This is a genomic window from Brevundimonas sp. MYb52 (genome assembly GCF_002979535.1).
Classification (GTDB): Bacteria; Pseudomonadota; Alphaproteobacteria; order Caulobacterales; family Caulobacteraceae; genus Brevundimonas.
Genome location: NZ_PCPB01000028.1, coordinates 1 through 11,742, shown reverse-complemented (window position 1 = coordinate 11,742; position 11,742 = coordinate 1). Strand labels below are relative to the sequence as shown.

13 protein-coding genes are annotated in these 11,742 nt (G+C 70.1%); 9 read left to right on the top strand and 4 right to left on the bottom strand.

Features of this window, described 5'->3' with window-relative positions; translation table 11 throughout:
* Window positions 1-187 precede the first annotated feature (187 nt).
* Window positions 188-943 (bottom strand): endonuclease III, encoded by a 756-nt coding sequence (nth, locus tag CQ039_RS16390; RefSeq protein WP_105564175.1) that lies wholly within the window; start codon window positions 941-943, stop codon window positions 188-190.
* Window positions 944-1,045: 102 nt separating this feature from the next.
* Here nth and CQ039_RS16385 point away from each other — a divergent pair, with 102 nt between their 5' ends.
* The 7 genes from CQ039_RS16385 (at window position 1,046) to CQ039_RS16725 (ending at window position 7,481) form a co-directional block, all read left to right on the top strand.
* Window positions 1,046-2,455 carry an amidohydrolase family protein gene (locus CQ039_RS16385; protein WP_199183682.1) on the top strand — a complete coding sequence of 470 codons (1,410 nt, stop codon included), beginning with the start codon at window positions 1,046-1,048 and terminating at the stop codon, window positions 2,453-2,455.
* Window positions 2,456-2,564: 109 nt separating this feature from the next.
* The gene (locus tag CQ039_RS16380; protein WP_105564176.1) at window positions 2,565-3,677 is read left to right on the top strand and encodes an HlyD family secretion protein; all 1,113 of its coding nucleotides are present in this window, start codon (window positions 2,565-2,567) and stop codon (window positions 3,675-3,677) included.
* Window positions 3,674-5,278 carry a DHA2 family efflux MFS transporter permease subunit gene (locus tag CQ039_RS16375; protein ID WP_233190285.1) on the top strand — a complete coding sequence of 535 codons (1,605 nt, stop codon included), beginning with the start codon at window positions 3,674-3,676 and terminating at the stop codon, window positions 5,276-5,278. The genes CQ039_RS16380 and CQ039_RS16375 overlap by 4 nt, the downstream gene beginning before the upstream one ends.
* A gap of 1 nt (window position 5,279) precedes the next feature.
* Window positions 5,280-5,879, top strand: coding sequence for a TetR/AcrR family transcriptional regulator (locus CQ039_RS16370; protein WP_105564177.1), 600 nt, complete (start codon window positions 5,280-5,282; stop codon window positions 5,877-5,879).
* Window positions 5,880-5,951: 72 nt separating this feature from the next.
* On the top strand, window positions 5,952-6,713 hold the full coding sequence (locus CQ039_RS16365) for a creatininase family protein (protein ID WP_105564178.1): 762 nt from the start codon (window positions 5,952-5,954) through the stop codon (window positions 6,711-6,713).
* A gap of 66 nt (window positions 6,714-6,779) precedes the next feature.
* The gene (locus tag CQ039_RS16360) at window positions 6,780-7,241 is read left to right on the top strand and encodes a phasin family protein (RefSeq protein WP_105564179.1); all 462 of its coding nucleotides are present in this window, start codon (window positions 6,780-6,782) and stop codon (window positions 7,239-7,241) included.
* Window positions 7,242-7,322: 81 nt separating this feature from the next.
* The gene (locus CQ039_RS16725; protein ID WP_199183683.1) at window positions 7,323-7,481 is read left to right on the top strand and encodes a hypothetical protein; all 159 of its coding nucleotides are present in this window, start codon (window positions 7,323-7,325) and stop codon (window positions 7,479-7,481) included.
* Window positions 7,482-7,649: 168 nt separating this feature from the next.
* On the opposite strand, the gene CQ039_RS16355 is transcribed toward CQ039_RS16725, so the two are convergent.
* Genes CQ039_RS16355 through tsaD form a run of 3 tightly spaced genes read right to left on the bottom strand, consistent with a single transcriptional unit; the run spans window position 7,650 to window position 10,206 of the window.
* Window positions 7,650-8,036: a Rieske (2Fe-2S) protein gene (locus CQ039_RS16355; protein WP_105564180.1), complete on the bottom strand. Its 387-nt coding sequence runs from the start codon at window positions 8,034-8,036 to the stop codon at window positions 7,650-7,652.
* On the bottom strand, window positions 8,036-9,034 hold the full coding sequence (locus CQ039_RS16350) for an NAD(P)H-dependent glycerol-3-phosphate dehydrogenase (RefSeq protein ID WP_105564181.1): 999 nt from the start codon (window positions 9,032-9,034) through the stop codon (window positions 8,036-8,038). The genes CQ039_RS16355 and CQ039_RS16350 overlap by 1 nt, the downstream gene beginning before the upstream one ends.
* A 41-nt stretch (window positions 9,035-9,075) precedes the next feature.
* On the bottom strand, window positions 9,076-10,206 hold the full coding sequence (tsaD, locus tag CQ039_RS16345) for a tRNA (adenosine(37)-N6)-threonylcarbamoyltransferase complex transferase subunit TsaD (protein ID WP_105564237.1): 1,131 nt from the start codon (window positions 10,204-10,206) through the stop codon (window positions 9,076-9,078).
* A 53-nt stretch (window positions 10,207-10,259) separates the two neighbouring features.
* On the opposite strand from tsaD, the gene hemC reads away from it, so the two are divergent.
* Entirely contained in the window at window positions 10,260-11,213 is a 954-nt protein-coding gene (gene hemC, locus CQ039_RS16340; protein ID WP_105564182.1) for a hydroxymethylbilane synthase, read from the top strand.
* 3 nt (window positions 11,214-11,216) lie between these two features.
* Window positions 11,217-11,742, top strand: a 526-nt coding sequence (locus CQ039_RS16335) for a uroporphyrinogen-III synthase (RefSeq protein WP_105714871.1), incomplete at its 3' end; no start/stop codon positions are given.

Genomic DNA, 11,742 nt, shown 5'->3' with positions numbered 1-11,742 from the left:
CGGTTGGGGCTGTAGTCAGGAGCCCTCCCCCTCGAGGGGGGAGGGTTGGGTGGGGGTGGAGGCAATCGTTATCCTGTGGAACGCTGGAGACCGGGCATCGCCTCGTGCGTTCCATCGGTCCCGTCGCGTTCCACACCCCCATCCCCGACCCTTCCCCCCTCGAGGGGGAAGGGAGACGACAAGGCGCTCAAACCCCGACGAACGCCGCCCGCGACGGGCACAGGTCCGCGATGACGCATCCCCCGCACTTGGGCCGCTGCGCCAGGCAGGTGTAGCGGCCGTGCAGGATCAGCCAGTGGTGGGCCTTGGGCAGCCAGGCCTCAGGCACCACCTTGTGCAGTTGCGCCTCGACCTTGTCCGGGGTCGCGGCGTTGGCCAGACCCAGGCGGTGCGAGACGCGAAAGACGTGGGTGTCCACCGCAATGGCCGGCTCGATGCCCAGTTCGTTCAGCACCACGCTGGCGGTCTTGCGCCCCACGCCGGGCAGGGCCTGAAGGTCGGCGCGGTTCAGCGGCACCTCGCCGCCGTGCTGTTCGACCAGCATCCGCGCGGCGGCGATGACGTTCTTCGCCTTGGTGCGATAGAGGCCGATGGAAGAGATCAGCGGGATCAGCCCCTCCTCGCCGAGCGCCAGCATCTTCTGCGGCGTGTCGGCCACGGCGAACAGGGCCTTGGTCGCCTTGTTGACCCCCACGTCGGTCGCCTGGGCCGACAGGGCCACGGCCACCACCAGGGTATAGGGATTGACGAAATCCAGCTCGGTCTTGGGGTCCGGCATGATCCCCGACAGCCGGGTGAAAATCTGATCGACCCGGTCCTCGTCCGGCGGCCAGCCGATGACGGCCCCGACCGGCGCCTTCTTGGGCGCCCGCGACCGCTTGCCCTTGGGCGGCGTCAGAGCGGCGCGGACAGCCTTGGACGGAGGACGGGAGCGAACGGTCATGCCCTCGCTTCGCCTTCTCCACGCGTGGCGTCAACGTCTTCCGGCTTGCTCCCGGCCCCGCCATGACCCAAACCTGATCAAGGCCTCGGGGGAGAAACAGACATGACGACGATCAGAACCTGGCTGGCGGGCGCCGCTCTGGCGACGCTAACGGCGACGCTAACGGCGACGCTGACCACCGGCTCGGCGGCGGCTCATGACCCCTTCGCCGCCTGGCACGGCGCCCCAATGTCGTCTCCGGCCACGCCCGCCGAGCCCCAGATCGTCGCCTATCGCGGCGCGGTTCTGTTCGACGGCACCGGCGCGCCGTCACGCTCCGGCCTGACCCTCGTCACCCAGGGCGAACGCATTCTGGCCGTCCAGCCCGACAGCGCCCCCCTGCCCACCGCCGCCGAGACGATCGACGTTACGGGCCTCTACGTCCTGCCCGGCCTGATAGACACCCATGTCCATGTCGCCACCCCGCCCGACGCCGACGCCGCGCGGGTGCAGATGCGACGCTGGCTCTATTCCGGCGTCACCGCCGTGCGCGGCATGGCCGACGACCTGCGCTCGGTCGGCGAGCTGGCGCGTCAGGCCCGGGTCGGCGAAGTCCCCTCGCCCGACATCTACTACGCCGCCCTGATGGCGGGCGAAGGCTTCTTCAGGGACCCGCGCACCCAGGCCGTCAGCGCCGGGGCCGTCGCCGGCCGGACGCCGTGGATGCAGGCCGTCACCCCCGACACAGACCTGCCGCTGGCCGTCGCCATGGCGCGCGGCACCTCCGCCACCGGCATCAAGATCTACGCCGACCTGCCCGCCGATCTGGTGGCCCGGATCACCGCCGAGGCCCATCGCCAGGGCGTGCCCGTCTGGACCCACGCCATGGTCTATCCGGCCACCCCGCAGGAAGTCATCGCCGCCGGTCCCGACGTCATGTCCCACGCCTGCATCCTGGCGCATCAGGCCCAGGCCCCGGCGGATCGCCCCGTCAGCTACGCCAGCCGCACCCCCATCGACCGCGCCCCCTTCCTCACCGGCGACAACCCCGTGGTTCAGACCCTGCTGGAGCAGATGCGCGATCGAGGCATCGTTCTGGACGCCACCGTCCGGGTCTATGCCGAGCAGGATCGCGGCGCCGCCGCGCCCGGCGCGCGTCAACCGATCTGCTCCGGCCCCATGGTCTTCGCCCTGACCCGTCAGGCCTACCGCGCTGGCGTGGCCATCTCGGCCGGCACCGATGGCGAGACGCCCGACAGCGCCGCCTGGCCCGCCCTGATCGAGGAGATGGAGCTGCTGCAGAACGCCGTCGGCATGACCCCCGCCGACGTCCTCGTCGCCGCCACCCGAACCGCCGCCCGCACCGTCAACCAGTCCGAGGACATGGGCACGATCGAAGCGGGCAAGCTGGCCAACCTCGTCTTCGTCGCCGCAGATCCTGCGGCCGACGTCGCCAACCTGCGCAGCCTCCGGTTCACAGTGAAGCGCGGCGAAGCCTTCCAGCGGGCGGCCTTCCAAGCCTCAACGGACTAGCCCCGCGCGGCGCCGGGGCCACGCCTGCGACGAAATCGCGCAGGCGCCCCTTGTATTTTGGACGGCCCTGTCCATTTTACGCGCCGAAATCGAAGCGAGCTGTCTCCCCATGGCCCTCCCCGCCACTCTCAAGAAACGCCTGCCCCTGATCGTCGGCGGCGTCGTCGGCCTCGCCCTGATCGCCGGCGGCGTGGTCTGGTGGCAGGGCAAGCAGCGCTGGGAGGCGACCGACAACGCCTTCGTCCAGGCCGACACCGTCCTGGTCAGCCCGCGCATCAGCGGCTCGGTGATCGAGGTCCTGGTCAGGGACAACCAGCGCGTCGAGGCCGGTCAGATCCTGGCCCGTCTGGACGACGCCGACGCCAAGGCCGCCCTGGCCCAGGCCCAGGCCAACCTGTCCGCCCTGACCGCCGCCGTGGCCAATGTCGACGCCCGCGCCGAACAGGAACAGGCCAATATCGCCGCCCGCGCCGCCGCCGTGACCCAGGCCCAGGCCCAGGCCGGCCTGGCCCGCGCCGAGGTCGACCGCTACGGCAAGCTGGCCGCCGAGGGCTGGGTGTCGCAGCAGCGCATCGAGACCCAGCGCGCCACCGCCGAAACCGCCCGCGCCTCGGTCGCCCAGGCCCAGGCCGCCCTGACCGCCGAGCAGCGCACCGCCGCCGTCCTTGGCTCGACCCGCAGCCAGAGCGTCGCCGCCGTCGAACAGGCCAGGGCCCTGGTCGAACAGGCCCAGCTGACCCTGGATCGCACCGTCATCCGCGCCCCCGTCGGCGGGGTCGTCGGCGCCCGCGGCGTCCGCGTCGGCCAGGTGGTCCAGGCCGGCGGACAGATGATGTCCATCGTGCCCCTGCAGGACACCTATGTCGTCGCCAACTTCAAGGAGACCCAGGTCGGGCGCATGCGCCTCGGCCAGGAGGTCGAGATCAAGGCCGACGCCTTCCCCGGCCAGTCCATCGTCGGCCATGTCGACAGCTTCGCCCCGGCCACCGGGTCCGAGTTCGCCCTGATCCCGGTCGAGAACGCCACCGGCAACTTCACCAAGATCACCCAGCGCGTCCCGGTCCGCATCGTCGTCGATCGTCGCGCCTCGGGCGAGCCCATCGCCCTGCGCCCCGGCCTGTCGGTCGAGGTCAAGGTGGACCTGAAGAGCCGCGGCGGCGCCGCCTTCGCCGACGCCCATCTGGGCCAGGTTGAAACCGCATCCCTGGACACGGCCCGGTGACCGACGCCGCCGCCCCGGCGGACGGTCTGGTCGTAGGCGCAGCCCCAGCCCCAGCCAAGCCCGAGATCAACTGGCCCGTGCTTCTGCTCGGCTTCGCCGGCATGGTCATCGGCCAGTTCATGGCCATTCTGGACATCCAGATCGTCGCCGCCTCCCTGCCCCAGATTCAAGCCGGGGTCGGCGCCTCTGCGGACGAGATCAGCTGGATCCAGACCGCCTATCTGATCCCCGAGGTCGTGATGATCCCCCTGTCGGGATACCTGTCGCGCCTGTGGGGCACGCAGAAGCTATTCCTGGCCTCCTGCGTCGGCTTCCTGATCATGAGCGTGGCCGTGGGCCTGTCGTCGTCCGTCGAGATGATGATCTTCTTCCGCGCGCTGCAGGGCTTCCTCGGCGGGGCCATGATCCCGACCGTCTTCGCCGTGGCCTTCACCGCCTTCCCGCCCGAGAAGCGGGTGACCGCCAGCGTCATCATGGGCCTGATCGTCACCCTGGCTCCCACCGTCGGCCCGACCCTGGGCGGTCACCTGACGGAATGGCTCAGCTGGCGCTGGCTCTTCTTCATCAACATCTTCCCCGGCGTGATCGTCCTCTTCCTGGTCGGTCGCTACGCCCATTTCGACAAGGGCGACGCCTCGCTCGCCAAGGGCTTCGACTGGTGGGGCCTGGGCCTGATGGCCGCCTTCCTGATGAGCCTGCAATTCGTGCTGGAGGAAGGGGCCAAGAACGACTGGTTCGCCGACGACCACATCCTGCTGCTTAGCCTGGTCGCCGTGATCTGCGGCCCAGCCTTCATCTGGCGCTCGCTGGTCTATTACAATCCGATCGTCGAGCTGCGCGCCTTCGCCAACCGCAACTTCGTGGTCGGGGTCATCATGACCTTCATCGTCGGCGCGGCCCTGTTCGGCGGCACCTTCCTGCTGCCCCTCTTCCTGGGGCGGGTGCGCGACTATTCGGCGGCCGAGGTCGGCACCACCATGGTCGTGTCCGGTCTGGCCATGTTCGCCACCGCCCCCTTCGCCGGGCGTCTGGTGCGGCTGCTGGACCCGCGCATCCTGATGTTCCTCGGCTTCATCCTGTGCGCCTGGGGCATGTGGGACGCGCGCCTGGTCACGGACGAGTGGGGCTTCTGGGAGTTCGCCGGGGTTCAGGCCGTGCGCGGCTGCGGCGTCATGATCGCCATGATCGCCTCGCAGCAGGTGACCATGTCCACCCTGCCGCAACACATGGTCAAGAACGCCTCCGGCCTGGTCAACCTGTCGCGCAACGTCGGCGGCGCCTTCGGCCTGGCCATCCTCAACACCTCCCTGACCCAGAACTCGGCCCTGCACATGGTCGAGTTGACCAGCGCCATCAATCAGTCGGATGTGGCCGTCAGGAACATGATCGCCGGCATGGCCCAGCGCTTCTCCGGCTCCATCGACCCCCAGGCCGCGGCGATGAAGGCCTTCTACGGCATGCTGCAGAAGCAGGCGACGACCCTGGCCTTCGGCGACGCCTTCGCCCTGCTGGCCATCGCCTGCGCCTGCGCCGCCTTCGTCACCCTGTTGTCCAAGCCCGGCAAGCCGAACCCCTCGGCTGAACCGTCAGAGATGCACTGACATGCCCCGCGCCCCTGGTCAGATCGACGCGCTCAAGAGCGCCGCCATTCTTCAGGCCGCCTCGGACCTGTTCGTGGAAAAGGGGGCGGGCGCCTCGATGACCGAGATCGCCCGGCGCGCAGGCGTGTCGAAACAGACTCTCTACAACCGCTTCCCCACCAAGACCGACATCGGCCGGGCCCTGGCGGCCCAGCGCTCGGACGCCGTGACCGCGCCGCTGACGTCCGGCGCCGCGCCCGAAGACGTCCTGACCGCCATCGCCGAGACCCTGATCAGCAAGATCTGCCGCGAGGGCAAGGGCGCCTCCCTGCGCGGGGTGGCCCTGATGTCGCCCGAAGCGCCCGAACTGGCCCGCGCCATCTATGACGCGGGACCCGGCGAGAGCGTGCGCCGCATCGCCGCCTGGCTGAGCGAACAGGATCGTCTCGGCCTGCTGTCGGTGCCCGATCCCGCCTCCGCCGCCGAGATGTTCGCCGGCATGGTCCTGGGCCACGGCCACCTGCGCGCGGTCCTCGGCCTGCCTCACCCCAGGACCGACGACGCTCCTGCCCGCGCCCGCGAAACCGCCCGCCGCTTCATCCGCGCCTTCGCCCCGGATTAGCCCTCGGGTTTGGCCCTTTCGCCGGATCGGCGTAAAGCGCCGGGGTCTGTCTGCCCCCTCGCGGAGTTCCCCATGCTGATCCACCTGTCGTCCTGGCCCGAAATCGACGCGCGCCTGAAGGACGGCGCCGCCCTGTCCAAGACGGTCATCGTGCCGATCGGCTCCAACGAGCAGCATGGGCCGACCGGCCTTCTCGGCACCGACTGGCTCTGCCCTGAGATCATCGCCCACGCCGCCGAGAAGGGCGACGAGCGCCTGATCATCGCCCCGACCTTCAACATCGGCATGGCCCAGCATCACCTGGCCTTCCCCGGCACCATCTCCTTGCGCCCCTCGACCTTCATGGCCGCCATCACCGACTGGGTGTCGTCCCTGGCCCGACACGGCTTCGAGCGCATCTATTTCCTCAACGGCCACGGCGGCAATATCGCCACCATCGAGGCCACCTTCGCCGAGATCTACGCCGAGTGGTCCTTCGTCGAGGAGCAGCCTCCGTTTGTCCTGAAGCTGCGCAACTGGTGGGACCTGCCCGGCGTGCACAAGCTGTGCGAGGAGATCTTCCCCGTCGGCCACGGCGCCCACGCCACCCCGTCGGAGATCGCCGTGACCCAGGCCGCCTATCCCGACCACATCAAGATCGCCGACTACAGCCCCAAGATCGCCCCCATAGGTCCGATCCGCGACGCGCTCGACTATCGCGCCCGCTTCCCCGACGGCCGCATCGGTTCGGACCCGGCCCAGGCCAGCCCCGAGAATGGCCAGCGCATCATTGACGCCTCCATCCCGGCGCTGATCCAGGACGTCTCGGCCTTCGCCGCCGAAGTCCTGCCCTGAAACTGACCTGATACGGATGAGCCTGTTCTGCTTGCCCGGCGAGCGGAACAGGCTCAGGCTCGCCCCATGAACCCTATCGATCAGGCCGCCCGCACCGCCCGCGCCGGACAGGAGACCGCCGAGACCTCGGCCCAGGTCATCGCCCGCCGTCTGGCCATCATGGGCGAGGCCCTGGCCGATCCCCTCAACGCCGACCACGCCGAGCTGGGCCGCATGGGGGCGGAAAAGGTCGAGGCCCTGACAGCCTCGGCCGGGGCCGTGGCGTCGGGCGCCCTCGACCTGGCCGATCAAGGCCGCCGCATCGCCGACCGCGAGAGCCTTGAGGCCTCGGCCCACATGGCCCGCCTGTCGCGCGCCGACACCCTGGCCAGCGCCGCCGCCCTGCAGACCGCCTGGGGCATGGGCCTATGGTCCCGCACCCTGTCCGACAGCTGGGACATGGGAAACGCTATGCTGAAGCTGCAGGCCGAGGCCCTGTCGCCCATCCACGCCGCCGTCGTGGCCAACGCCAGGCGCCTGAAGACCTAGCCTTGCTCGCGCGGCCGTGATGGAACGCCGCCTCCTTTGCGGGATTGCCCTTTCTCAACCCGAGAGAAGGAAACCAGCAGCATGGCCGAGAAAGATCCCAAGACGCCCTACCCCGGCATGATGGGCGACGGGACCGAGGAACAGAACCTCAACCAGCCCGGCGATCCCTCCAAACGGATCACCGAGGAAGAGGTCGACGAGGCCTTCACCAAGGACCCCAAGATCGTCCCGAAGACGTAGGTCCTGAACCCACACACGCGTCACCCTCGGGCTTGTCCCGAGGGCCTATCGTTGAGCCAGGGCGTGTCGAGTGGCTAAATGCAGCGCGACGACAACGCAGGTCGAGGCTGCGTCCAGAGCAGCCATGGGCCCGCGGGACAAGCCCGAGGGTGACGGTCGCTTGAGCACTCAAGCTGTACGGATGATTCCGCCCCTGGCCTCGACCGGCCAGGGCGTCAGCTTGCCGCCCGCGCACGGGCCGCCGACGCAGGCGCCGGACAGCGGCTCGAAGACGGCGCCGTGCCAGCCGCACATGATCAGCGACCCGTCCGGCGTCAGATAGCGGTCCAGCTCCATGGCGATGGGGAAACCCGCGTGCGGGCAACGATCGACCCAGCCGGCGACCGCGCCGTCTTTGCGCACCACAAAGCCGTGGAAGAAGGCCTCGCCGATCTGCAGCACGAAGCCGCGCGAGCCGGGGTCGGCGATGTCGGCCTCGGCGCACAGGGCCACGTTCGGCGGCGTCTTCCAGACGCGCTTGCGCTCTTCCGGCGCGGCTTCAGCGGTATCGGACACTATTCGCGTTCGGGCTTGAGCGGGCGGGTCAGCAGGGCCTCGATGGCCGCATCCACCGTGGTTTCGCCCGCCAGCACCGCAGCGACGGCCTCGCAGATCGGGGTCTCGACGCCCAGCTTGCGCGCCAGTTCGCGCACGGCGGGCGCGCTCTCATAACCCTCGGCCACCGAGCGCTTGCCGGCCAGGGCCTGCTCGACGCTCATGCCCTGACCCAGGGCCAGGCCCAGGCTCATGTTGCGCGATTGCGGGCTGGAGCAGGTCAGGACCAGATCGCCCAGACCGCACAGACCCGCGACCGTCTCGGCCTTGCCGCCCAGGGCCTGGGCCACGCGGACGATCTCGGCGAAGCCGCGGGTGATGACAGCGGCGTGGGCGCTGCGGCCCAGTTCGCGGCCCTCGACGATGCCGCAGGCGATGGCCAGGACGTTCTTCAAGGCCCCGCCCGTCTCGGCTCCGATCAGGTCATCGGCCAGATAGGGACGGAAGACCGGCCCCGACAGCGCCGTGGCCAGGGCGACCGCCATGGCCTCGTCCTCACAGGCGATGGTCACCGCGCTGGGCAGGCCGCGCGCCACCTCGGCGGCGAAGCTGGGGCCTGACAGCACAGCGGGCGTGGCCGACGGAATCGTCTCGGCCAAAACTTCGGTCATCAGCTTCAGCGAGCCGCGCTCGATGCCCTTGGCGCACAGGACGATGGGCAGGCCGGGCCGGGCGTAGGGCGCGAAGGCCTGAAGCGTCGCACGCATGTGCTGGGCTGGCGGCACCGCCAGGATCAGGTCGCAGTCGGCCAGATGCGCCAGGTCCGAGGTGACGTTGATGGCCGAGTCCAGCTCGATCCCCGGCAGGAAGGCGTCGTTCATCCGCCGCGTGCGGATGCTCTCGATCACCTCGGGCTCGCGCGCCTGCAGGACGACCGCAAGGCCCGCCGCCGCTGCGCTCTGCGCCAGGGCCGTGCCCCATGCGCCGCCGCCAATCACGCCTGCCGTATGAAATTCCATGTCTTCTCCGGTCCCCCGACCACCGCTCGAACGCAAGGCCTTCAAGCCTTGGCGCCCTTGCGGCCCGTTTTCTTGTGCACAGGATCGGCGTTCGCGCGCGCCTCGTCCAGAGGCCATCGCGGCCGGGCGGCGACATCGATGTCCGAGGTCAGGCCTTTTTCCAGCCGTTCGGCCCCGGCCAGGGCGATCATGGCCGCATTGTCGGTGCAATAGACCATGGGCGGCGCCAGGAAGCTGAAGCCGTGCTTCGTCGCCAGATCCTCCAGCGTGCGCCGGATGGTCTTGTTGGCCGCAACCCCGCCCGCCACCACAAAATGACGATGCGGATGCTGCTCGGCATAGGCCAGCATGGCCCGCTCGGTCCGCTCGGACAGCTGGCGCGCGATGGCCTTTTGCACCGCATCGGCCAGATCGGCCCGGTCCTGATCCGTCTCGCAGGTCTGGGCCAGCCGCGAGGCCGCCGTCTTCAGCCCTGAGAAGGAGAAGTCGCAATCCTTGCGTCCCAACAAGGCCCGCGGCAGCTCAAAGCGCGAACCGTCGCCCGACGCCGCCAGCGTCTCCAGCACCGGCCCGCCGGGGTAGCCCAGCCCCATGGCCTTGGCGATCTTGTCAAAGGCCTCGCCCGCCGCGTCGTCGATGGTGGTGCCCAGACGGCTCATGTCGCCGATGCCGCGCACCTCCAGCAGTTGGCAATGCCCGCCCGAGACCAGCAGCAGCAGGAAGGGATAGGTCGTCTCCGCCCCCAGCCGCGCCGAGACCGCATGGCCTTCCAGATGGTTGACCGCGATCAGCGGCAGGTCGCGCGCCAAAGCCACGGCCTTGCCGTAGCTCAGCCCCACCATTACCCCGCCGACCAGTCCCGGCCCGGCGGTCGCCGCCACCCCGTCCAGGGCGGCATAGTCGATCCCGGCCTCGCTCATGGCCCGGCGCGCCACCCCGTCGATCATCTCGACATGGCTGCGGGCGGCGATTTCCGGCACCACCCCGCCAAAGGCCGCGTGCTCGTCGATCTGGCTGTGAATGACGCTGGACAGGACCTCGGCCCCGGCCGCCGACAGGCGCACCACCGAGGCGGCGGTCTCGTCGCAGCTGGTCTCCAGACCCAGGACGGTCAATCCGTCCGACCCGCGTTCGGTTGCCCCGTCCGTCGCCCTGCTATAGTCCGCGTCCATCTTCATTGGGCGGAGTTAGCGACCCGCCCCCTCTTTCGCAACGGCGTCTCGACGTGACTGAACCCCTCCTTCGCATCGGCACCCGCCGCTCCAAGCTGGCCCTGGCACAGTCCGGCATGATGCAGCGCGCCATCGGCCGCGCGCTGGGTGTGGCTGAAGCCGACATCGAAACCCTGGTTCCCCTGGTCGAGATCGTCACCACCGGCGATCGCATTCAGGACCGCCGCCTGCTGGAAGTCGGCGGCAAGGCCCTGTTCACCAAGGAGATCGAAGAGGCCCTGCTGGACCGCCGCGTCGACATCGCCATCCACTCGATGAAGGATGTCCCTGCCGAACAGCCCCAGGGTCTGGCCATCGCCGCCGTGCCGATGCGCGAAGACGCCCGCGACGGCTTCATCAGCGAACAGTTCGCCGCCTTCGCCGACCTGCCCCACGGCGCCCGCCTGGGCACCGCCTCGCTGCGTCGGCAAGCGCAAGCCCTGGCCCTGCGTCCCGACCTGCAGATCGAGATGCTGCGCGGCAATGTCGACACCCGACTGAAGCGGCTGAAAGACGGCGACTTCGACGCCATCCTCCTGGCCTGTTCGGGCCTCAACCGCCTCGGCCTGTCGGACGTCATCCGCGAGCGCCTGTCGCTCGACGATTTCCTGCCCGCGCCCGGTCAGGGCGCCCTGGCCATCCAGACGCGCGCGGACGACGCCGAGGCCGACTGGACCCGCCTCCTCAACCACGACCTGACCGCGCTTTGCGTCGCCGCCGAGCGCGGGGCCATGACGGCGCTGGAAGGCTCGTGCCGCACCGCCATCGGCGCCTATGCCCTGATCGAAGGCGATGTTCTGCGCCTGACCACCGAAATGCTCAGCCCCGACGGCTCGGCCCGCTGGCGCCGCGCCGGTGAAATCTCCGGCGTCTCGGCCGCAACCGCCCTCGACGACGCCCGCGCGCTCGGCCTGCGTCTCGGCGGCGAGGTCCAGGCCGAGGCCGGCGACCAGAAGATCGACCTCTAGACCATGCGGCCGATCCGCCGCGTCTGGATCACCCGCGCCCAGCCCGGCACCGCGCGCACCGCCGCCCGGCTGACGGCGCTCGGCTACGAGCCCGTCGTCGCCCCGCTTCTGACCATCCGCGCCATGCCCGAGGCCCTGAACGCCGCGCCCGACCTGACCACCGTCGCGGCGCTTGCCTTCACCAGCCCCAACGGCGTCGCCGCCTTCGCCGCCCTGACGCCTCACTTGCGCGCGCTGCCGGTCTTCGCCGTCGGCGACGCCACCGCCGAGGCCGCCCGCGACGCGGGCTTCACCGACGCCCGCTCGGCTTCCGGCGACATCCACGCCCTCGCCCGCCTCATCAAAGCCAGCCCCATCGACGGCCTGATCCTCGCCCCCGGCGCCCGCGAGCCCGCCGGCGACCTCCCCGCCCTCCTGCCCGACCACAAAATCCTGCGTCTGCCCGTCTATGCGGCCGAGGAAACCCACGTCGCCCCGCCCGCCGACTTCGACGCGGTGCTGCTCCACTCCCCCCGCGCCGCCCGCGCCC